Origin of the sequence: Kitasatospora sp. NPDC086801, from assembly GCF_044745805.1 — a bacterium.
GTDB lineage: Bacteria > Actinomycetota > Actinomycetes > Streptomycetales > Streptomycetaceae > Kitasatospora.
On record NZ_JBIVAX010000001.1, the window covers coordinates 725,521 to 746,631 of the forward strand.

A 21,111-nucleotide genomic window follows, 5' to 3' on the forward strand; every position below is an offset into this window, starting at 1 on the left:
CGCATCCCTCCCACCTCGGGTTCCGCTGGCCGAATCCGGTAACGATCACCGGGGAAGCGGCCCATGGTCAGCCATTTGGCGGTAAGAAGTGCTGTTGGACAACCAACGGCAGACGCCACGTCAGCCGATGGACCGCCAGACCCAGCAGTCCGCCCGCCACAGGGAGCCCCACAGGTGAGCCAGCCGGAAATGCAGCCCGAGGAGAGTGCCTGGGGCAAGGAGATCGGCGAGGAGGACCCGCCCGCCGCGACCGTCGCCCGCCAGGAGTCCACCCGCCGACGGACCGATCTGAGCACTCGACAGTTTCCGCTCGGGGACTGGGGCGAGCCCGCCGAGCGCCTGGAGGAGCTGTACCGCTGGTCCGAGGAGCGGGCGGTCGAGGCGATCGAGTGGTACCGCAAGGACCGGATCTGGAAGCGCCGCTGGGCCCGCGTGCTGCGGTTCGGCACGGCCGGCTTCGCGGTGGGCGGGGTGACCGCGCCGCTGGTCGACCTGACCGGCGCGGTCTCGCACGGCACCAGCTGGGGCTACGTCGGGCTGGCGCTCGCCGCCGCCTGCTACGGCACCGATCGGGTGTTCGGCCTCACCTCCGGCTGGATGCGCGACGTCAGCACCGCGCAGGCGCTGCAACGCCGGCTGGAGGCCTTCCAGTTCGACTGGGCGTCGGAGTGCGTGCGCGAGGTGCTCGGCCCCACCGAGGGCACCGCGGGCGAGGCCGCCGAGCGCTGCCTCGGCGTGCTGCGCCGGTTCTGCGAGGACGTCTCGGACATGGTCCGCACCGAGACCTCGGAGTGGATGCTGGAGTTCCGCGCGTCCATGACCCAGCTGCCCACCCAGGCCCCGGGGGCGTGGGGCGGGCGCAGCGAGAGCGGGGTGGGCGCCCAGGTGCGGGTGCTGCCGCCGCCGGGCACCCGGCCCACCATGCCGCGCCAGCGGCCGCCGGAGGGGCCGCTGCGGTAGCGGGCGGAAGGGTCTGCCGTGGCGGGCGGGCCGGCCTGCCGGTGGCGGGCGGGAAGGAGGGCCCGGCCTGCCGGTGGCGGGCGGGAAGGAGGGCCCGGCCTGCCGGTGGCGGGCGGGAAGGTGCAGCGGGCGGACGCCTCGGGCGAAGAGGCGGCCGGGCCGGCTCCTCAGGCGAAGACGACCATCGAGCCCTGGGTGAGGCTGCGGGTCGCCGCCGCGTACAGGCCCGCCCAGGCGTGCCGCTCGCGGGCGAAGGGGTGCAGGTCGTCCAGCGGCGGCCCGAACGGCTGCTCCAGGCCGGTCGGGCCGAGCGGCCGGGTCGGGTCCGGCGGGTTGAGCGGGTCGAGCCCCAGCGCCGGGGCGACGGCCTGCAGTTCGCGCAGCAGCCCGTGGCTGGAGCCGAGCGGACCGCCGGAGGCGAGCAGTGCGTCGTCCACCAGCGGCACCGGGAACTCTATCGGCACGTAGGCGCCCGCGTGATCGAAGTGCCAGACCAGGTGCGACTGTTCGGCGCTGCTCTCGAACATCTCCAGCAACTGCTCGTAGTCGCCCCCGAGCGAGTCCACCGGCGTGATGTCCAGCCCGGTGAGGCCCAGCAGGTACGCGCGGCGCAGGAAGTGCAGCGAGTCGTAGTCGAAGGCGGCTATCGGCTCGACCGCCCCGCTCAGCCCCGGGACGTACTGGTAGACCGGCACCTCGGGCAGCCCGCGCGAGGCCAACACGGCGTTGTAGAGGGCGAGATCGTCCCGGAAGGGGTTGTCGGGGCTGTGGCTCAGCACGTCCACGAGCGGGACGAGCCAGAGGTCGCAGGCCATGGCCGGCAGTTCCTCTCCGGGCGACGGGGTCGCCCGCAGAGCGGGACGACGACGGGGGCGGGGTCGGTACCCGGACGGCCGTTGTACGGGACGCCCGGTTCGACGACCGCCCACCCTACCGGCCCGGGGCGGGGCGCGGGTCGGGCCGTCCCTGCGGTGCGTCCGGGGGCGGCTCGGGCAGCCGCCGGCCGAACCGGCCGTACGACACCGAGCGCGGCTGCGGCACCAGGCCGAGGCCCAGCCCGAGTTCGCGGCCGAGATCCCGGCCGAGATCCTCGCCCGGCCGGCGCCGGCCCCTCCCGGCCTGGTCGGACGCCTGGCCGGGAACCGGTTCGGTCGGCGCCGACGGGGCCTCGGCGGGCGGGGCCGGCGGCACCGGCTCGGCGTCCACGGGCTCACCGTCCGCAGGTTCGCCGTCCACGGGTTCGCCGCCCACGGGTACGCCGCCCACGGGTTCGGTGAGCAGCCCCAGCACCGTCACCGACTCCAGCGGCCGCCCGGCCAGCCCGGCCAGCAGCCGGGCGGTGTACAGGTTGTACTCGCAGATGATCCGGTGCGCGCCGACCAGGTCCCGCGCGCCGATGGCGTCGACCAGGTCGAGGTGGCGGTCCCAGCAGACCTCGGCCAGCACGGGCAGCTCCCGCAGATAGGGCGCGGCGAACATCCACGACTGCACCCGCAGCCAGTCCAGGTAGTCGCCGATCCGGCGGTTGCCGATCAGCGCGGCGACCTCCTGCCAGAACCGGCGGTCGCAGCCCACCATCACGTCCAGGTTCCCGGCCCGGGCGGCTCGGACCGCCGCGTCGGCCCGGCGGCGCAGCGAGGGCAGCCTGGCGAGGTCCGGCAGCGCCCGGCGGGCGGAGAACTGGCGGTAGTAACTGTCGGTGACCAGCACCCGGGACTCGAAGATCTCCAGGAAGTCGTCCCAGCCCAGCTCGGGCACGGTGAACCCGCGGTGGTGCTCGGCCCGCAGCAGGCCCTGCGCACCGAGGTCGACCAGCGCCTCGCGGGCCGGGGTCGCCGAGACGCCGTACAGCTCGGCGATCTCCTTGACGGTGAAGTTGCGGCCGGCCGCCAGCCGGCCGGCCATCATCTCCTCGCGCAGCGCACCGGCGATCTGCTCGCGCAGGCTGTTGCGGTGGATGACGGGACGGGTGTCGCCTGCGCCGTTGCCGGGCATGCGCGCGACCTCCTGGGGCGGGCCGATCAGGCCGCCCTCGGCGGACCGGCCAACGAGCGGCGGGGAACACGACGAGTGCTCATCTTCTCAAACCCGCCCAGAGAAGGTACAAACCAACCCCCCGGGACACCCCCGGACGCCCCGGGACGCCCCCGCCCGGGCCGGGGCCCGGGTCAGCGCTGGACCGGCGCCGGGATCCCCAGCAGGCGGTCCCGCAGCACCGGGAACTCCTCGCGGGCCTTGCCCACCTCGGCCGGATCGAACTCGACGGTCAGCACCTGCTCCTCCGTACCGGCCTCGGCCAGCACCCGGCCCCACGGGTCCACCACGATGCTGTGCCCGGCCTGCTCGACCCCGGCGTGCGTCCCGGCGGTGTTGCAGGCCAGCACGAACGCCTGCTCCTCCACCGCCCGCGCCCGCGCCAGCAGCGTCCAGTGCTCGCGCCGCCGGGCCGGCCAGGCCGCCGGAACCACCAGCAGCTGCGCGCCGGCGTCCAGCAGCGCCCGGAACAGCTCCGGGAAGCGCAGGTCGTAGCAGGTGGCCAGGCCCAGGGTGGCGAAGTCGGTGGCCACGGTGACGATCTCCTGCCCGGCGCCCATCACCACCGCCTCACCGCTGTCGAAACCGAAGCGGTGGATCTTGCGGTAGGTGTGCACCAGCTCGCCGTCCGGGGCGAACAGCAGCGAGGTGTTGTAGATCGGCCCGTCCGGGTCGCGTTCGACGATCGAACCGGCGTGCAGCCAGACCCCGGCCGCCCGCGCGGCCGCCGCCATCGCGTCCGAAGTGGGCCCGTCCAGCGTCTCGGCGCCGTCCGACCACAGGTCGTAGGCGAAACCGCCCAGCGGCCACAGCTCCGGCAGGACCACCAGGTCCGCACCCTGCTGCGCCCGGACCAGCGCGGCGGCCCGGGCCCGCCGTTCGGCGGGCGGCTCGGCGTCGGAGACCCCGAGTTGGATCAATGAAGCGCGCACAGTACCACCGTCCACGGCAAGAGACCTACGATCGTCACCCGAAAGCGCTGCCCAGCTGTCTCCCGGCAGCGTAACGTGCGGTTAGCGTGTGCGCCCGGAAGCCGGACCATCCCGGCCGACCGGGGAGGCCGGGGAGGCCTGGCGCAGAGGGCAAGGAAGCTGACGGAGGGCCGGAGATTCCCGTGACGGACAACCAGACCGTGCAGGCTTACACGGAGGCGTGGGCCCAGAGCATCGAGTCCATATCGGAGCTGGTCGCCCCCCTCCCCGAGGGCTCCTGGAACCGGGCCACCGAATGCCCCGGCTGGTCGGTCCGGGACGTCGTCTCGCACATCATCGCGGTCGAGTCCGAACTGCTCGGCGACCCCCGCCCGATCCACTCCCTGCCACGTGATCTTCGCCACGTCACCACCGACTTCGCCCGCTACGTCGAACTGCCGGTCGACAAGCGCCGCTGCCACACCGCGCTGGAGATGACCAGCGAGCTGGAGTACACGATCATCCGCCGCTCCCGGGCGCTGCGGAACGCCAAGCAGACGCCCCAGGAGCCGGTGCGCTGGCCGGCCGGCCCGAACAGCCGCGACGTGCCGTACCACGAGCTGCTGCGCCTGCGGGCCTTCGACGTCTGGGTGCACGAGCAGGACCTGCGCCGGGCCCTGGACACCCCCGGCAACCTCGACGCCCCGGCCGCCCTGATCGCCCGGGACGTCCTGCTGGAGCTGCTGCCCAAGGCCGTCGCCCACCGGGCGGGCGCCCCGGCCGGAACGGCCCTGGTCCTGGACGTCACCGGCCGCGTGGAGTTCCTGCGCACCGTCCGGGTCGACTCGACCGGCCGCGGCACCGTCGACGAGTCGATCAGCCTGGCCCCCGACGTCCAGCTCACCATGGACTGGGAGACCTACCTCCGCCTCGCCTGCGGCCGTGGCCGCCCCGGCCCGGTCACCATCGACGGCGACAAGGAACTCGCCGACCGCGTCCTGTCCTCCTTCGCGGTCACCATCTGACCCCGGCCGCCCCAGCCAGCCCCTCGCGCACACCACCCGGCGTACACGCACGAGTGCGCGCCGGGTCGGCACCACTCGTGCGTCCATGCGTCAATCCAGCACCAGCACCTCACCCGTTCGAACTCGTTGTTCCGGGCACTCCAGCCATCACCCGGAAGAGGGGGTGCGTCCCGATGGACGACGAACAGCAGCAGATGGTCCTGGTCCGGTCGAGCTTCCCGGTCACGGGGCAACCGATCAGAGTCGTGATGATCGACGGCGAGCCGTGGTTCGTCACGGCGGACGTGTGCGCCGCACTCGGCAGGCTGAACCCGAGCCGGGTACGTCAGATCGTCGACCCGGCTCACACACGGGTCGTCAACTCGCGCACGATTAACCTAACCCTTGGGAAGGTTAATCGTGTTTCCCCAGGTCAGAAACCCTACGAGCGCGGAAATCCGATGCGCAACGTGATCAGCGAGTCTGGCCTGTACACACTGATCATGCGGTCGAACAAACCCAACGCCCGCCCATTCCAGGAGTGGGTCACTGGCGAACTCCTCCCCTCCATCCGCCGTGGGGCCACCGACGTCCCCACCCAACAGCGGCGGATGGCGGAGACCCTGACCGAGGCGATCGGGCAGCAGGTGCGGATCGTCGCGGAGATCGACCACGAGGACTGGCCCGGGCTCACCGTGCACTCGGACGGGACGGTCCACTGCCAGCACGGGGAGATGACCCTCCACCTACCGAGCCAGGAAGAAGACAGCGGGCCACCGTTCGGCGCCTACTTCGCCTGCCCCGGCGGAGAGCGGGTCGGGATCCGGGCCAGCCGGACCGTCCCGGGCTGCCCCAAGCTGAAGCTGGTGGACCTGATCCGAATGCGGCGCGAAGCACAGCCCAGGCCGGACCGTGAACCCGAGCCCAATCGCGGGCTCATGCACGCAGAAGTGAATGACGGTCACATCGACCGCATCTACGGCACAGCGCCACAGCTCGCCGAACTACTGCGTGAATACCAGCGCTGAGCGCTACGTCGTCGGTGTGCCTCGCTTCAAACGAGGCACACCCTCAGAAATTCCGAAACTAATCACGTTTTCGCAAGTCAGGAGCCCTGATCGCCTGCGGCCGTGGCCGCCCCGGCCCGGTCACCATCGACGGCGACAAGGAACTCGCCGACCGCGTCCTGTCCTCCTTCGCGGTCACCATCTGACCCCGGCCGCCCCAGCCAGCCCCTCGCGCACACCACCCGGCGTACACGCACGAGTGCGCGCCGAGTCGGCACCACTCGTGCGTCCATGCGTCAATCCAGCACCAGCACCTCACCCGTTCGAACTCGTTGTTCCGGGCACTCCAGCCATCACCCGGAAGAGGGGGTGCGTCCCGATGGACGACGAACAGCAGCAGATGGTCCTGGTCCGGTCGAGCTTCCCGGTCACGGGGCAACCGATCAGAGTCGTGATGATCGACGGCGAGCCGTGGTTCGTCACGGCGGACGTGTGCCGAGTCCTGGGCCGGCGTAATCCGCCCGACGCCGTCAAGAGGTTGGAGACCCACCAGCACCGCACCGTCGACCTGCGGTCGGTAACCATCGCCAAAAGCGATGGTTACGACGTTTCCGCAGGTGGGAAACCATACGCGCGCGGAAACCCGCTGCTCGGGGTGATCAGCGAGGCGGGCTTGTATACCTTGATCATGAGGTCGAGCAAGCCCGACGCCCAGCCGTTCAGGGACTGGGTCACCCGAGACCTCCTCCCCTCCATCCGCCGTGGGGACACCGCCATCCCCACCCAACAGCGGCGGATGGCGGAGACCCTGACCGAGGCGATCGGACAACAGGTACGGATCGTCGCCGAGATCGACCACGAGGACTGGCCCGGCCTGACCGTCCACTCGGACGGAACGGTCCACTGCCAGCACGGCGAAATGGTCCTCCACCTACCGAACCGCGAAGAGGACAGCGGACCACCGTTCGGCGCCTACTTCGCCTGCCCAGGCGAAGAACGAGTCGGAATCCGGGCCAGCCGAATCGTCCCCGGCTGCCCCAAGCTGAAGCTGGTGGACCTGATCCGCATGCGGCGCGAAGCCGCCGAGCAGCCGACCCGACCGGGGGCGCATCCGGCTCGCACACCGATGATGCCGCCGGAGGGCACGGTGCTCTGTGTGATCGACCGGGTCCAGCTCTACGGACGGCCGCCAGAGATCACCGAGGTGCTCCGGGGCATCGGGCTGTAGCGGCGGGAAACCATCGCCAAAAGCGATGGTTACGACGCCCTTCGCAGGTCAGAGCCCCTTCTCCTCCGCCGCGACCTTGCGGCGCAGGCGCAGGATCATCACGGTGCCGACCGCCAGCGGGACGTACTGCCAGCAGAACGCCCAGCGGAAGGCGTCGGCCGAGTAGGAGTCGGTGCCGGCCGGGGAGAGGCCGTCCAGGAGGACGCCGATGCCGAAGAGGGTGATCATCGTGCCGATGAAGCCGCCCATGTTGACGATCCCGGAGGCGGTGCCGAGGCGCTCCACCGGGTTGCTGGCGCGGGCGTAGTCGAGGCCGACCAGTGAGGCCGGGCCGTTGCTGCCCATCACCACGATGATGGCGGACAGCAGCCAGATCGGCGGGTGTCCGCCGGGCCAGGCCAGGACCAGCGCCCAGCCGAGGGCGGTGGCCGTGATGACGGTGAGGACGATCGGCATCCGGGCCCGCGCCGAGACGGAGAGCACCCGGCCGAACAGGAACCCGAAGGCCATGTTGCTGAGCACCAGCAGGGTCAGCAACCCGCCGGCCTCGGCCCGGGAGAGGCCCTGCGCCTCCACCAGGTAGGGCAGGCCCCAGAGCAGGCCGAAGGCGTTGCCGGGGAACTGGGTGGTGAAGTGCACCCACAGCCCGAGCCGGGTGCCCGGTTCGCGCCAGCACGCGCGGACCTGCCGGCCGACGTTCGGCCGCGGCGCGGGCGGGTGCTCGACCGGCCGGACGGCCGCCGCCGCCGGGGACTCCTTGAGGAAGAGCGCGACCAGCGCGAAGACCGCGACGCCGAGCAGTGCGATCGCGGTGAAGGTGGGCGTCCAGCCTTCGCGGTGCAGGGCCTGCGCGAGCACGACGGTGGTGATCAGGTTGCCGCCCATTCCGGCGAGGCCGGTCAGCTGGGCCACGAACGGGTTCCGGGCGGCGGGGAACCACCGGGCGGCGAGCCGCAGCACGCTGATGAAGGTCATCGCGTCGCCGCAGCCGAGCACCGCCCGGGAGGCCAGTGCGGGGGCGAAGGAGGAGCTGAACGCGAAGGCGAGCTGGCCGGCGCTCAGCAGGACGACGCCGAGCAGCAGGACCCGGCGCGGCCCGATCCGGTCGACCAGCAGGCCGACCGGTATCTGCATGGCCGCGTAGACCAGCACCTGGAGGATCGAGAAGGTGGAGAGCGCGGAGGCGCCGATGCCGAAGCGGTCGGCGGCGTCCAGTCCGGCCACGCCGAGGCTGGTGCGGTGGATCACCGCGAGGATGTAGACGCTGACGCCGATGGACCAGGCCAGCCAGGCCGCGCGCCCGCCGGGCGGGGACGGCGCGGGGACGGCCGGGGGCTCGGCGGCCGTTCGGGGAGCGGGGACGGACAGGGGTACGGCTGAGCGGGCGGGCTCCACGGTCATAGTGCGACCAGACTAGTCATCCCATGATGGGACGCCCAGTGCGGGGTGCGGTCGATCGCCTACGGACCAGGGACTCCCCGGACCCGGCGTCAGCCGGTCTCGGGGCTCAGCCGGTCTCCGGGCTCAGCTGGTCACCAGGCTCAGCCGATCACCAGGCTCAGCCGATCACCGGACTCAGCCGGTCACCGTCCAGGACACCGCCCGGGTCATGTAGCGGTCCCGGAAGGCCTCGTCCCGCACCCAGTCGGTGGTGTCCCGGACGGTCGCGGTGACGGTGGCGGTCCGGCCCGGGGCCAGGCCCAGCTGGGCGGTGTCCAGCCAGGCTCCGCCGGCGCCCTGCGGCACCACCGGGACGCCGTCCACCTTCCACTCGACCTTCAGCTGTCGCGGGCCGGTCAGCGGCACCGGCCGGACGTTCAGCCGGGGGTGCCCGGTCACCTCGCCGGGCGGCGGCGTCGGGGCGTCGGTGGGCCGGATCCTGCGGTACAGCTCCTCGATGATCGCCTCGCGCGACGGCAGGTTGTAGGTGCTGCCCAGGGTGCGCATCACCGAGTCGGGGGTGGGCCGGTAGAGGCCGTTGGCACTGCGGTAGGCGCCGACCGTCCCGGCGCCGTCCGGGGACTCCGCGCCCAGCCAGCGCCACCATTTGGTCTGCTTCTTGCGCATGTCGTCGGCGTCGAGGGTGGCGAGGTTCGGGTATTCGGCGTCGTCCGGGGCGCTGTCGTACTCGTCGCCGAGGTCCCCCACGGTGTGCCCGATCTCGTGCTGGATGATCCGCCCGGCGTCCGGGCTGCCGCCGGCCAGGGTGGTCACCCCGGTGCCGCCGGCGCCGCCGTACTCGCTGGAGTTGGCCAGGGCGATCAGGTACTGCGGCCCGGAGCTGTCGCCCGCGTACCGGGCGGTGGCGGCCTCGTCGGCGCAGAGCAGCCGGGCGGTGCCCTCGCACCAGAAGTGCATGCCGAGCGGGGTGGCGGGATTGCGGCCGCGGCTCTCGGTCTCGGCTATCCCGGAGACCGGGGAGATCACTTCGACCCGCCGTATGTTGAAGAACGCCTGGTAGGTGCGGAACGGCTCGATGTCCATCAGCGCGTGCCAGGTCCGGTCGACCTGCTGTCGGAACAGGTCCTGTTCGGTGGCCGTGTAGCCGTCGCCGAGCAGGACCAGGGTGATCCGGTTGGCCGGGTCCCCGGTGCGGCGTATGTCGACGGTGGGGGCGGCCGTGACGGCCCGGCGGTCGGCGCGCTGTGCGCTGTGCGGCGGGACCGCCCGGTCGGCGGGGGCGCCCGGCCCGATCACGCCGAACGGAGAGGGGCCGACCAGTTCCAGGGCGGCGGGGAGTACGGCGGTGGACACCAGCACGAGCGCGGCCAGACTCCGAACGAGACGGCCAGGGTTGCCAGGTGGCATACGGGTGCGTCCTCGGGGTTCCGGTCACCCGGCGTAGCCCGGGTGGTGGAGCGAAGACGTACCCGGACGGGTGTGTCACCCCTACCGCGCGTCGAAAAAGTCACCGACCTGGCCGAATGAATCTCACCACACCAGTCATCCCAATGACTGGAATCTAGCCAATGACAAGCCCCTCGTCAGTGCCTACGGAGGTTCAGCACCAGGTGGGTGCCGAGCCCGAACAGCAGGCCCCAGAAGGCCGAGCCGATCCCGAACAGGCTCATCCCCGAGGCGCTCGCCAGGAAGGTCACCACCGCCGCGTCCCGCCCCCGCTCGTCCGCCACCGCCGCCGCCAGGCTGCCCTGCAGCGAGGCCAGCAGGGCGACCCCGGCGATCACCGCGATCAGTTCCTTCGGCAGGCCGGTGAACAGGCTCACCAGCACCCCGCCGAAGCTGCCCACCAGCACGTACAGCGCGCCCGAGGACATCCCCGCGACATACCGGCGGCGCGGGTCGGGGTGGCTCTCCGGGCCGGAGCAGATCGCCGCCGTGATCGCCGCCAGGTTCACCCCCGGCGAGCCGAACGGCGCCAGCAGCAGCGACACCACGCCGGTCGACCCGATCAGCAGCCGGTCGTCCGGCCGGTAGCCGAAGGCCCGCATCACCCCGAGGCCCGGTGCGTTCTGCGAGGCCAGCACCACGATCGTGAGCGGCAGCGCCAGCCCCACCGTGGCCGCCCAGGAGAACGCCGGCACGGTGAACACCGGCCGGGTCGGCCCGCCCGAGCCCAGGTGCAGCGGGAGTCCGACGGTCAGCGCCGCCAGCACCCCGCCCACCAGCAGCGCCACCGGGACGGCGTACCGCGGGGCCAGCCGCTTGGCCAACAGGAAGGCCGCGAGGCTGCCCACCACCAGCACCGGCGCGCCGTGCACGGCGCCGAAGATCCCGGCACCGAACGAGAACAGGATGCCCGCCAGCATCGCGTTGACGATCCCGGCCGGCACCGCCGCGATCAGCCGGCCGAACCAACCGGTCACCCCGAAGAGCGTCACCACCACCGCGCTCACCAGGAACGCCCCCACCGCCTCCCGGTACGGGTACGCGCCCAGGCTGGTCACCAGCAGCGCGGCGCCCGGGGTGGACCAGGCGGTGATCACCGGGGTCCTGGTCCACCAGCTCAGCACGAAGCCGCTCAGCCCGCTGCCGATGGCCACCGCCCAGATCCAGGACGCCGTGTGCGCCGCGTCCAGCCGCCCGGCGGCCGTCTTCGCTCACACACCACCAGACCCATGACCCTGGGAGTCACGTCATGCGCACGTCCGTTATCAGCCGTCCTGCGAAGAATGACCGCGTCTGCTCCGGCCGCCGCACCGTCGCCACCGTCGCCACCGCGGGCGGTGTCCAGGTCCTCGCCGACGACACCGCCTGGGCCTGCGGAGACCAGCGGTACGGCACCCCGCCGACGCTCGACGCCGACGCTCGACGCCGGCGGCGGCCGGACCGGATTCGGCGTCTCGATCGTCGACTTCACCCGGGCCCACAGCCCGAGGACCGCGCCGGACCTCGGCCTGGCGATCGCCGACAAGGCGGCGCCCTGATCGCCGTCCGCCGGCTTCGCCCCTGGCGCTAGCCGGCGGGCGGGCAGAAGCGGAGGGGCCTTCCCCCACACGGCGGTGTGGGGGAAGGCCCCTCCGTGGCTTCCCGTTCGTGGCTTCCCGGGCCATCAGCCCCAGGTGATCAGGCGCTTCGGGCGCTCCAGCAGCGCGGCCACGTCGGCCAGCACCTTGGAGCCCAACTCCCCGTCCACCAGGCGGTGGTCGAAGGAGAGCGCCAGCGTGGTCACCTGGCGCGGGACGACCTTGCCCTTGTGCACCCACGGCATGTCCCGGATCGTGCCGACGGCGAGGATCGCGGCCTCACCGGGGTTGAGGATCGGGGTGCCGGTGTCGACGCCGAAGACGCCGACGTTGGTGATGGTGATGGTCCCGCCCTGCATGTCGCCCGGCGAGGTCTTGCCCTGGCGGGCGGTGTCGATCAGCTCGCCCAGCGAGACGGCGAGGCCCGTGAGGGTCTTGCCGCCGGCGTCCTTGATGTTGGGGACGATCAGGCCGCGCGGGGTGGCCGCGGCGATGCCGAGGTTCACCTGGCCCTTGATGACGATCTCCTGGGCCGCCTCGTCCCACTGCGCGTTGATCTCGGGGTGCCGCTTGACCGCGGTGAGCAGCGCCTTGGCGACCAGCAGCAGCGGGCTGATCCGGACGTCCCGGCCCAACTCGCCGCTCTCCTTGAGCCGGCGGACGAACTTCATCGTGCGGGTCACGTCGACCTGGACGAACTCGGTGACGTGCGGGGCGGTGAAGGCCGAGGCCACCATCGCCTGCGCGGTCGCCTTGCGGACGCCCTTGATCGGCACCCGGACGTCGCCTGCCACGGTGACCGGCACCGGCACCGCGGCCTCGACCGACCCGGCCTCGACGGGCGCCACCGCCGGGGCGGCCAGCGCCGACGCGTGGGCGTGCACGTCCTCGCGGGTGATCACGCCGTCCCGGCCGGTCGGGACGACCGCACGCAGGTCGATGCCGAGGTCCTTGGCCAGCTTGCGCACCGGCGGCTTGGCCAACGGCCGCTCCCCGGTGGGCTGTTCGTCCAGGACGGGCGCGGCGGACGGGGCCGGCACGACCGGCGCCGGTGCGACCGGTGCGGCCGGCACGACGGGCGCGGCCGGAGCCGGCGTCGCCGTGACGGTGGTCGTGGTCGTCCGCCGAGCCCGGCGCTGGGTGGCACCGGTGCGCGGACCGTAGCCGACCAGCACCTCGCGCCGCTCGGGCTCGGCCGGGACGGCCGGCGCGGCGGCGACGGGCGCGGCGGCAGGAACCGCGGCCCCGGCCTCTCCGGCGACCGCGACCGAAATGATCACGGTGCCGACGTCGACCGTCGCACCCGCCGGGAAGAAGAGCCGCTCGACGACCCCGTCGAACGGGATCGGCAGCTCCACGGCGGCCTTGGCGGTCTCCACCTCGCAGAAGACCTGGCCGTCGGTGACGGTGTCACCCGGCTTCACGTACCAGGTGAGGATCTCGGCCTCGGTCAGGCCCTCGCCCACATCGGGCATCTTGAACTCGCGGAGCGAGCGAACTTCGGTGGCCATCTTCGCTCCCCGGGGTCAGTACGCGAGTGCGCGGTCGACGGCGTCGAGCACGCGGTCCAGGTCGGGGAGGTAGGCCTCCTCGACGCGGGACGGCGGGTACGGCGCATGGTAGCCGCCGACCCGCAGGACCGGCGCTTCCAGGTGGTAGAAGCACCGCTCGGTGAGCCGGGCGGCCAGTTCGGCGCCCATGCCCAGGAAGACCGGCGCCTCGTGCACCACGACGGCCCGCCCGGTGCGCTTGACCGACTCCTCCAGGGTGGTGAAGTCCACCGGGGAGAGCGAGCGCAGGTCGATGACCTCCAGCCGGTGGCCGTCCTCCTCGGCGGTCGCGGCGGCCTCCAGGCAGACCTTGACCATCGGACCGTAGGCGAGCAGCGTGGCGTCGGTGCCGGGCCGCACGATCCGGGCGTCGTGCAGTCCGAGGTCGGCGGCGTCGCCGACCTCGCCCTTGTCCCAGTACCGGCGCTTGGGCTCCAGGAAGATCACCGGGTCGTCCGAGGCGATGGCCTGCCGCAGCATCCAGTGCGCGTCGTGCGCGCTGGACGGGCTGACCACGCGCAGGCCCGCGGTGTGCGCGAAGTACGCCTCGTGCGACTCGCTGTGGTGCTCGACCGCGCCGATACCGCCGCCGTAGGGCATCCGGATGGTGACCGGGAGCTTGACGTGCCCGAGCGCGCGGGCGTGCATCTTGGCCAGTTGGGAGACGATCTGGTCGAAGGCCGGGTAGACGAAGCCGTCGAACTGGATCTCCACCACCGGGCGGTAGCCGCGCAGGGCCAGGCCGATCGCGGTACCGACGATGCCGGACTCGGCGAGCGGGGTGTCGATCACCCGGCCCTCGCCGAAGTCCTTCTGCAGGCCGTCGGTGATCCGGAAGACGCCGCCGAGCTTGCCGATGTCCTCGCCCATCAGCAGGGTCTTCGGGTCGCTCTCCAGCGACTTGCGCAGCGCCCCGTTGAGCGCCTTGGCAATGCTGAGCTGACCGGCCATCAGAGGTTCTCCCCCGCCTCGAAGGAGGCCGCGTACTGGACGTACTCGGCCCGTTCCTCATCGACCAGCGCGTGCGGCTCGCTGTACACGTGGTCGAAGATCAGGGTCGGGTCCGGGTCGGGCATGCCGCGCACGCCCTCGCGCACCCGCAGCCCCAGCCGCTCGCTCTCGGCGTCGATCGCGGCGAAGAACTCCTCGTCGGCCAGGCCCTCCTTCTCCAGGAGGGCGCGGAGCCGGGCGATCGGGTCCTTGGCCTTCCAGGCCTCGGTCTCCTCGGTGGGCCGGTAACGGGTGGGGTCGTCGTTGGTGGTGTGCGCGCCCATCCGGTAGGTGAACGCCTCGATCAGCACCGGGCCGTTGCCGCTGCGGGCGTGGTCGAGCGCCCAGCGGGTGACGGCCAGGCAGGCCAGTACGTCGTTGCCGTCGACCCGGACGCCGGGGAAGCCGAAGCCGGAGGCGCGGCGGTACAGCGGGATCTTGGTCTGGGTGGTGGTGGGCTCGGAGATCGCCCACTGGTTGTTCTGGCAGAAGAACACCACGGGCGCGTTGTAGACCGTGGCGAAGGTGAAGGCCTCGTTGACGTCGCCCTGGCTGGAGGCGCCGTCGCCGAAGTAGGCGATGACCGCGTCGTCGGCGCCGTCCTTGCCGATGCCCATCGCGTAGCCGGTGGCGTGCAGGGCCTGCGAGCCGATCACGATGGTGTAGAGGTGGAAGTTCTTCTCGTTCGGGTCCCAGCCGCCGTGGTTCACGCCGCGGAACATGCCGAGCAGGTTGAGCGGGTCGACGTCGCGGCACCAGGCGACACCGTGCTCGCGGTAGGTGGGGAAGGCGTAGTCGCCGGTGCGCATGGCGCGGCCGGAGCCGACCTGGGCGGCCTCCTGGCCGAGCAGCGAGGCCCACAGGCCGAGCTCGCCCTGGCGCTGGAGCGTGGTGGCCTCGGCGTCGAACCGGCGGACCAGCACCAGGTCGCGGTAGAGGGCGCGCAGTTCCTCCGGGGTGATGGTGAGCGGGTAGTCCGGGTGCTCGACCCGCTCGCCTTCCGGGGTGAGCAGTTGTACGAGCTCCGGCTGGGCGTCCGTCCCCGTGGCGCGGAGGGTGTCAGGGACGCCGGGAGCCGCCTTCTTGCGGGCCCTCGCCGTGCTTTTGACGGTCACGTTCACTCCTCGGTCTGTCCGGCCGCCCGGGGTCGCCGGTGACCGGTCCGGTCACCGCCTCGCGGGGCGCGCGTGGGTGTGCGCACCTACTGCGGGGCAGGTGGTGATCCTGTTCCGACGGCGTCCCTCACGAGAACGTTACCCAGCGTCCGCCCTTGGCGCGCTTGCGCTAGGACGTCCTACTTGTTCAGGGCCTACAACCCCGAGGGTGCCGCGGGTAGCGCGCCGTCGGAGGGTGGGGGTGACGGACCGCGTGACGCAGCTCTCAATTCAGGCGCCTTCAGGACACCAGCGCACGTTATCCGGGCGCGGGCCCGTACGTAAGGGGGTTCTCGGTATCGGTTTCGGACCACCCCGGCCCGGCCTCCCGACCGCGGCGACAGGGGCGATAGGCCTTTCGTACGGTGATATGGGAGGCTTTGGACGTGACTGATAACGGACGAATCAGGGTATTCCTGCTCGACGATCACGAGGTCGTCCGGCGGGGTGTGCACGATCTGCTCTCGGTCGAGGACGACATCGAGGTGGTCGGCGAGGCGGGCACCGCCGCCGAGGCCCTCACCCGGATCCCGGCGGTCCACCCGGACGTCGCGGTGCTCGACGTCCGACTGCCGGACGGCAACGGGGTCGAGGTCTGCCGGGAGATCCGGTCCCGGCTGCCGGAGATCAAGTGCCTGATGCTGACCTCGTTCTCGGACGACGAGGCGCTGTTCGACTCGATCATGGCGGGCGCGTCCGGCTACGTCCTGAAGGCGATCCGCGGCACCGACCTGATCACCGCCGTCCGGGATGTCGCGGCCGGCAAGTCGCTGCTCGACCAGGTCGCCACCAGCCGGGTCCTGGCCCGGCTGCGCGACGGCGGCGAGAAGGAGGACGAGCGGCTGGCCCAACTCACCAAGCAGGAGCGCCGGATCCTCGATCTGATCGGCGAGGGGATGACCAACCGTCAGATCGGCAATGAGTTGCACCTGGCCGAGAAGACGGTGAAGAACTACGTCTCCAGTCTGCTCGCCAAGATGGGCATGGAGCGGCGCACCCAGGCGGCGGCCTTCGTGGCGCGGCACCAGGCGGACCAGCAGCACTGATCAGAACTCCGAGCACAGATCTGACGCCCTGTCAAGGGCCCCCGCGTGGGGGCCCTAACCTCTGGCTGTGACTTTCAGCCAGACCCTCTCCTGCTCCCCGGCCCGCCCCGACCTCTCCGCGCCGCCGATAGGGACTCTCAGTCCGCCCGTCCCGCGCGCCGCACTCGCCGAGGTCCTGGGCCGCTACCGGGCGGGGGGGCTGCTGACCACCGAACCGGTCGCCGAAGGCCTGCTGAACCGCGGGTACCGGGTCACCACCGAGACCGACGCGTACTTCCTGAAGTGCTACGTCGACGCCGCCACCGCCAGCCGCCCGAAGATCGTCGCCCACCACCGCGCGATGGCCGGGCTCCAGGCCCTCGGGCTGCCCGTCGCACCCCCGCTGACCTGCGCAGAACGATCCGGCACGGTGGCCGGCTACGGCGGCCGGCTGTTCGCGCTGTTCCCCTGGGTGGATGGCCGACACCGGCACGGTACCGACCTCTCCCCGCCGCAGTGCGACGCGCTCGGCACGCTGCTCGGCCGACTGCACGGCGCGCTCGACGACGTGTGCGCCCCCTTCGAGCAACCCGCCGGCTACCGCACCGCCGACCCCCTCGACAGCGCCGACCTCGCCCGCGACCTGCGGCGCCGCGCCCGCGACCACCGCCCGTACGACGACCTGGACGCGCTGGTCGAACGGCGGCTCGCCGAACGGCTGGAACTGCTCGCCGAGCACGCCCACCGCCGACCCGCCCCGCAGACCGCCCCACCCACCGGCTGGACCCACGGCGACTTCCACGGACTCAACCTGCTGTACGGCGACGGCCCCGACGGCGGCCCGGTCGCGGCCGTCCTGGACTGGGACAAGCTCGGCCCGCAGCCGCGCGCCGAGGAGGCCGTCCGCGCCGCCACCCTGCTCTTCAACGATCGGACGTCCGGCACGCTCGACCTGGTGCGGGTCCGCCACTACTCGCAGTCCTACCGGGCCACCGGGGCCGCCACCGCCGAACACCTGGCCGCCGCCGTCCACCGGGTCTGGTGGGAGCGGCTGAACGACTTCTGGATGCTCCAGTGGCGCTACCAGCGGGCCGACCACCGGGCCGACCCGCTCTACCCCGCCTCGGCCGGCCAGCTGACGTGGTGGTGCCAGGAGTACGAGCAGGTCCTGGACGCCTTCGCCAACTGACCGGGGTCAGCCCGGCCCGATCAGGGCGTCGCCGGCGGCTGGCTCGCCGGCGGCTGGGTCGCCGGCGGGGCCGACTTGCTCGGCGGCGGCTGCGAGGTCCCTCCCGTGCTGCCGCCGCTTCCCGTGCTCGGGGCGGTCGGCACCGTGCTGGGCGTGCCGGGCGCGGTGGTGGGCGGCTGCGTGTGGCTGGGGGGCTGGCTGGGCGTCGCGGTCATCGAGTGCTTGCCCGAACTCGGCGACGGCGACATGTTGTTGCCGCCGTTGTAGCTGCCGCTGTTGTTGCCGTTCTCGGTCGGCTGCGTCGGGCGCCGGCTGCCGGTGTTGGACGCGGGCGGGCTCTGGGAGCCGCTCTGGGGCGGCGTGCTGGGCTCGGTCGTGCTGACCGCCGGGAGCGGCGTCGGCGGCACGACGTGTGAGTTCCCCGGCTCATTGCCGCTGAACGCGAACGCCATGCCGACCCCGGCCGCGAGCAGCACGGCCACGGCGCCGGCCACCCAGCCCCACGGGCCGCGCCGGCGGCCGGAGCCGTCGTCGTCGCCGCCACCGCCGTAGGGGCCGCCGGCTCCCGGGTAGGGCGTCGCCGGGGTGTGCGGGCCGCCCGGGCCCCCCATCCCCTGGTAGGGCAGCACCGAGGTCTGGTCGCCGGGGCCGATCGCGCCGAAGGCCGCGGTGGCCGCGGTCGCGTCGGGCCGGATCACCTGGGTGGCGTCGGTGTTCCCCTGCCCCGCGGCGGCCAGCCCGGCCGCCGCGCCGGCCCAGCCCGCGCCGGCCGCGCCGTGCATCTCGCGCAGCGCGTGCTGGAGGTGCGCGCGGAACTCGTCGGCGTCCTGGAACCGGTCGTCCGGGTTCTTGGCCAGCGAGCGCAGCACCAGTTGGTCCAGCCCGACCGGCACCCGGCCGTTGGCCTGCGAGGGCGGCACCGGCATGTCCTGGACGTGCTGGTAGACCACCGAGAGCGGGGTGTCACCGGTGAACGGCGGGCGCAGCGTCAGCAGTTCGTACAGCATGCAGCCGGCCGCGTACAGGTCGGAGCGGTGGTCGACCGGCTTGCCGAGGGCCTGCTCGGGCGAGAGGTACTGCGGGGTGCCCATGACCATGCCGGTCTGGGTCATGGTGCTGGCCGTGCCGGTCAGCGCCCGGGCGATGCCGAAGTCCATCACCTTGACCGCGCCCGCGGTCGTGATGATCACGTTGGCGGGCTTGATGTCCCGGTGGACGATGCCGCTCCGGTGGCTGTAGGCCAGCGCCTCCAGCACCCCGGCGATGATGATCAGCGCCTGGTCGACCGGCGGCGCGTCCTCGTCCACCAGCAGCTCGCGGACGGTCCGGCCCTCGACCAGCTCCATCACGATGTACGGCGTGGACTCGTCCCCGGCGTACTCCTCGCCGGTGTCGTAGACCGCGACGATCGAGTGGTGGTTGAGCCCCGCGACGGCGTGCGCCTCGCGGGTGAACCGCAGCCGGGCGATGTCGTCCTGGGCCAGCTCACCGCGGAGCAGCTTGACCGCGACGGTCCGGCCCAGCCGTACGTCCTCGGCCGCGAACACCTCGGCCATGCCGCCGCGGCCGAGCCGGTGGGTCAGCCGGTAGCGGCCGTCGCCGACCGTGCTCAACGGCGCGGCGGTGCCGCGGCCGGGGGTCTGCGGGCCGCCGGCCCCCGTTCCGTCGTCCGGCTGCTGCGTCTGTGCCATCGCTCCTCGCCCCGGGCGTTCGCTCGGATCGCGGTGCCCTGTCGCTTCGTATCCCCGAACGCTACCGCTTCCGGCGCGGACCCGTGGCACGCCCGAACCGGCCGGAAAGCGTCAGAGCAGGCCATTCCGGTCGGCCGGAAGGTCCACCACCAGCACCGCTGCGGGCCGCTCACCGGTGGTGTGCCCGGTCTTGGTCCGCGCCCTGTCGTCCTGCGCCTTGTTGACCACGATCGCGATGATGATGCCGGCCAGCACGAGCACGCCGACGATGATCCCGATGACGACCGCGGCCGTCGAGCAGCCGCCGCCGCTGGGCGCCTTCGGCTGCTGGTACGGCGGCATCGGCTGCGGCGGCGGGGTGTGCGCCCGCTGCGGCGGTGCCCCCTGCTGCAGGTACTGGGGGTGCGGCGTGTGCGGGCCCTGCGGACGCGGCGGCTGGAAGGCCGGCGGCGTCTGGTACTGCGGCTGCGGCGGCGCCCCCTGCTGCAGGTACTGGGGGTGCGGGGTCTGCGGGCCCTGCGGACGCGGCGGCTGGAAGGCCGGCGGCGGGGTCCGGTACTGCGGCTGCTGCGGGTACTGCGGCTGCGGCGTGGGCGGGGCCGGCGGCGCCGCGTGGACCGAGCGCGGCCCCTCGTTGATCACCAGCGGCGTGCTGGCCTGCAACGGGTGCCCGTTACCGCCGCCCTTCGCGGCCGCGATCAGCCGCTCCGCCTCGTCCCGCATCGCCGCCGCGCTCTGGAACCGGTGCGCCGGGTCCTTGCGCAGCGCCTGGGTGACGAAGGCGTCCACCGCCGGGGTGACCGACCGGTTGAGGGTGGACGGCGCCGGCGGCTCCTCCTGGACGTGCTTGTAGGCGATCGAGAACGCCGAGTCGCCGTCGAAGACCAGCTGCCCGGTGAGCATCTCGAAGAGCATCACGCCGACCGAGTACAGGTCGGAGCGGGCGTCCACCGGCTTGCCGAGCGCCTGCTCGGGCGACAGGTACTGCGGGGTGCCGACCACCATGCCGGTCTGCGTCATCGACGTGACGCCCGGTTCCAGTGCCCGGGCGATGCCGAAGTCCATGACCTTGACATTGCCCTTGCGGTCGAACATGACGTTGCCGGGCTTGATGTCGCGGTGCACCAGGGCCATGTCGTGCGAGGCCTCCAGCGCGTTCAGCACGCCGACGATGACCCGCAGGGACTCCTCGGTCGGCATCGCGCCATACTGGGCGACCGCCTCGTTGATCGCCTCGCGCAGGCCCTTGCCGTCGACCAGCTGCATGACGATGTACGGGGTGCTGGAGCCGTCCGGCGCGACGTCCTCGCCACTGTCGTACACCGTGACGATGTTCGGGTGCTCCAGCCGGGCCACCGCCTGCGCCTCGCGGCGGAACCGCTCCTTGAACGAGTCGTCCCGGCCCAGCTCGCTGTGCATGCTCTTCAGCGCGACCTGCCGGTCCAGCACGCTGTCGTACGCGAGGTGCACCGAGGCCATGCCGCCCTCGCCCAGCAGCCGCTGCAGCACATAGCGGCCGTTGCCCAGGGAGGAGCCCTCGACCGCCGCGTTGCCGTGCTCGCTCATGGTCCTCTGCTCCCCCTCGGCGCGGCCGTGGCGCCGCGACCGTGACGTTCGGTCTCGTCCGTGCGTGGTGGGCCAGGCCCGCGGGCCTGGCGGACCCCTGCCGCGGCGGTACGACCGGCCTGCGACAGGGGTCAGGGTATCGGCTCACGCCGACGGTGATCGGTCCAGGGCCGGTCCTGCCCCGGGGGGGGGGGGGGCCCGGGGGGGGGGGGGCCGGCCCCGGGGGGGGGGGGGGGGGGGGGGGGGGGGGGGGGGGGCGGGGGGCGGGGGGGCGGGGTGGCGCGGGGGGGGGGGCGCGGGGGGGGGCGGGGGGGGGGGGCGGAGAGGAGGGGACTCCGACCGCACTCGCGCTGACGGCGCCGACCGTGGTGCCGAAGG

Annotated in this window: 18 protein-coding genes; 7 read left to right on the forward strand and 11 right to left on the reverse strand. The window is 72.7% G+C overall.

Annotation, left to right across the window (positions count from 1 at the left end):
• Nucleotides 1–174 precede the first annotated feature (174 nt).
• A complete protein-coding gene (locus ACIPLC_RS03305; protein ID WP_400470566.1) occupies nucleotides 175–960 on the forward strand; it encodes an SLATT domain-containing protein in 786 nt (261 codons plus the stop codon).
• Between the two features lie 167 nt (nucleotides 961–1,127).
• On the opposite strand, the gene ACIPLC_RS03310 is transcribed toward ACIPLC_RS03305, so the two are convergent.
• From ACIPLC_RS03310 to ACIPLC_RS03320, 3 genes are all read right to left on the reverse strand, one after another.
• Entirely contained in the window at nucleotides 1,128–1,775 is a 648-nt protein-coding gene (locus ACIPLC_RS03310) for a hypothetical protein (RefSeq protein ID WP_400470569.1), read from the reverse strand.
• Between the two features lie 115 nt (nucleotides 1,776–1,890).
• On the reverse strand, nucleotides 1,891–2,955 hold the full coding sequence (locus ACIPLC_RS03315; protein ID WP_400470572.1) for a GntR family transcriptional regulator: 1,065 nt from the start codon (nucleotides 2,953–2,955) through the stop codon (nucleotides 1,891–1,893).
• Nucleotides 2,956–3,128: 173 nt separating this feature from the next.
• Nucleotides 3,129–3,926, reverse strand: coding sequence for a carbon-nitrogen family hydrolase (locus tag ACIPLC_RS03320; protein WP_400470574.1), 798 nt, complete (start codon nucleotides 3,924–3,926; stop codon nucleotides 3,129–3,131).
• 182 nt (nucleotides 3,927–4,108) lie between these two features.
• Between ACIPLC_RS03320 and ACIPLC_RS03325 the strand changes: the two genes are divergently transcribed.
• The 3 genes from ACIPLC_RS03325 to ACIPLC_RS03335 all read left to right on the forward strand — a co-directional run bounded on the left by ACIPLC_RS03325 (nucleotide 4,109) and on the right by ACIPLC_RS03335 (nucleotide 7,144).
• A complete protein-coding gene (locus ACIPLC_RS03325; protein ID WP_400470576.1) occupies nucleotides 4,109–4,930 on the forward strand; it encodes a maleylpyruvate isomerase family mycothiol-dependent enzyme in 822 nt (273 codons plus the stop codon).
• Between the two features lie 173 nt (nucleotides 4,931–5,103).
• Complete coding sequence (locus ACIPLC_RS03330) at nucleotides 5,104–5,937, forward strand: Bro-N domain-containing protein (RefSeq protein WP_400470578.1); 834 nt, start codon at nucleotides 5,104–5,106, stop codon at nucleotides 5,935–5,937.
• A 358-nt stretch (nucleotides 5,938–6,295) separates the two neighbouring features.
• Complete coding sequence (locus ACIPLC_RS03335) at nucleotides 6,296–7,144, forward strand: Bro-N domain-containing protein (protein WP_400470580.1); 849 nt, start codon at nucleotides 6,296–6,298, stop codon at nucleotides 7,142–7,144.
• Nucleotides 7,145–7,192: 48 nt separating this feature from the next.
• Here ACIPLC_RS03335 and ACIPLC_RS03340 read toward each other — a convergent pair whose 3' ends face one another.
• The 3 genes from ACIPLC_RS03340 to ACIPLC_RS03350 all read right to left on the reverse strand — a co-directional run bounded on the left by ACIPLC_RS03340 (nucleotide 7,193) and on the right by ACIPLC_RS03350 (nucleotide 11,181).
• Entirely contained in the window at nucleotides 7,193–8,545 is a 1,353-nt protein-coding gene (locus ACIPLC_RS03340; RefSeq protein ID WP_400470582.1) for a nitrate/nitrite transporter, read from the reverse strand.
• Between the two features lie 174 nt (nucleotides 8,546–8,719).
• Nucleotides 8,720–9,898: a M64 family metallopeptidase gene (locus ACIPLC_RS03345; RefSeq protein WP_400470584.1), complete on the reverse strand. Its 1,179-nt coding sequence runs from the start codon at nucleotides 9,896–9,898 to the stop codon at nucleotides 8,720–8,722.
• Between the two features lie 230 nt (nucleotides 9,899–10,128).
• Nucleotides 10,129–11,181 carry a benzoate/H(+) symporter BenE family transporter gene (locus ACIPLC_RS03350; RefSeq protein WP_400470642.1) on the reverse strand — a complete coding sequence of 351 codons (1,053 nt, stop codon included), beginning with the start codon at nucleotides 11,179–11,181 and terminating at the stop codon, nucleotides 10,129–10,131.
• Nucleotides 11,182–11,328: 147 nt separating this feature from the next.
• Between ACIPLC_RS03350 and ACIPLC_RS03355 the strand changes: the two genes are divergently transcribed.
• Entirely contained in the window at nucleotides 11,329–11,529 is a 201-nt protein-coding gene (locus ACIPLC_RS03355; protein ID WP_400470586.1) for a hypothetical protein, read from the forward strand.
• Nucleotides 11,530–11,654: 125 nt separating this feature from the next.
• On the opposite strand, the gene ACIPLC_RS03360 is transcribed toward ACIPLC_RS03355, so the two are convergent.
• Genes ACIPLC_RS03360 through pdhA form a run of 3 tightly spaced genes read right to left on the reverse strand, consistent with a single transcriptional unit; the run spans nucleotide 11,655 to nucleotide 15,223 of the window.
• Nucleotides 11,655–13,079, reverse strand: a complete 1,425-nt coding sequence (locus ACIPLC_RS03360) for a dihydrolipoamide acetyltransferase family protein (protein ID WP_400470588.1) — start codon at nucleotides 13,077–13,079, stop codon at nucleotides 11,655–11,657.
• A 15-nt stretch (nucleotides 13,080–13,094) separates the two neighbouring features.
• On the reverse strand, nucleotides 13,095–14,069 hold the full coding sequence (locus tag ACIPLC_RS03365) for an alpha-ketoacid dehydrogenase subunit beta (protein WP_400470589.1): 975 nt from the start codon (nucleotides 14,067–14,069) through the stop codon (nucleotides 13,095–13,097).
• On the reverse strand, nucleotides 14,069–15,223 hold the full coding sequence (gene pdhA / locus ACIPLC_RS03370; protein WP_400470591.1) for a pyruvate dehydrogenase (acetyl-transferring) E1 component subunit alpha: 1,155 nt from the start codon (nucleotides 15,221–15,223) through the stop codon (nucleotides 14,069–14,071). The genes ACIPLC_RS03365 and pdhA overlap by 1 nt, the downstream gene beginning before the upstream one ends.
• A 425-nt stretch (nucleotides 15,224–15,648) precedes the next feature.
• Between pdhA and ACIPLC_RS03375 the strand changes: the two genes are divergently transcribed.
• On the forward strand, nucleotides 15,649–16,308 hold the full coding sequence (locus ACIPLC_RS03375; RefSeq protein WP_400470593.1) for a response regulator: 660 nt from the start codon (nucleotides 15,649–15,651) through the stop codon (nucleotides 16,306–16,308).
• A gap of 67 nt (nucleotides 16,309–16,375) precedes the next feature.
• Nucleotides 16,376–17,476 carry a phosphotransferase gene (locus ACIPLC_RS03380; protein ID WP_400470595.1) on the forward strand — a complete coding sequence of 367 codons (1,101 nt, stop codon included), beginning with the start codon at nucleotides 16,376–16,378 and terminating at the stop codon, nucleotides 17,474–17,476.
• 20 nt (nucleotides 17,477–17,496) lie between these two features.
• Here the strand turns inward: ACIPLC_RS03380 and ACIPLC_RS03385 are convergent, their stop codons facing one another.
• Both ACIPLC_RS03385 and ACIPLC_RS03390 read right to left on the reverse strand, forming a co-directional pair.
• On the reverse strand, nucleotides 17,497–19,167 hold the full coding sequence (locus ACIPLC_RS03385) for a protein kinase (protein WP_400470597.1): 1,671 nt from the start codon (nucleotides 19,165–19,167) through the stop codon (nucleotides 17,497–17,499).
• 111 nt (nucleotides 19,168–19,278) lie between these two features.
• Complete coding sequence (locus tag ACIPLC_RS03390) at nucleotides 19,279–20,733, reverse strand: protein kinase (RefSeq protein WP_400470599.1); 1,455 nt, start codon at nucleotides 20,731–20,733, stop codon at nucleotides 19,279–19,281.
• Between the last annotated feature and the right edge of the window lie 378 nt (nucleotides 20,734–21,111).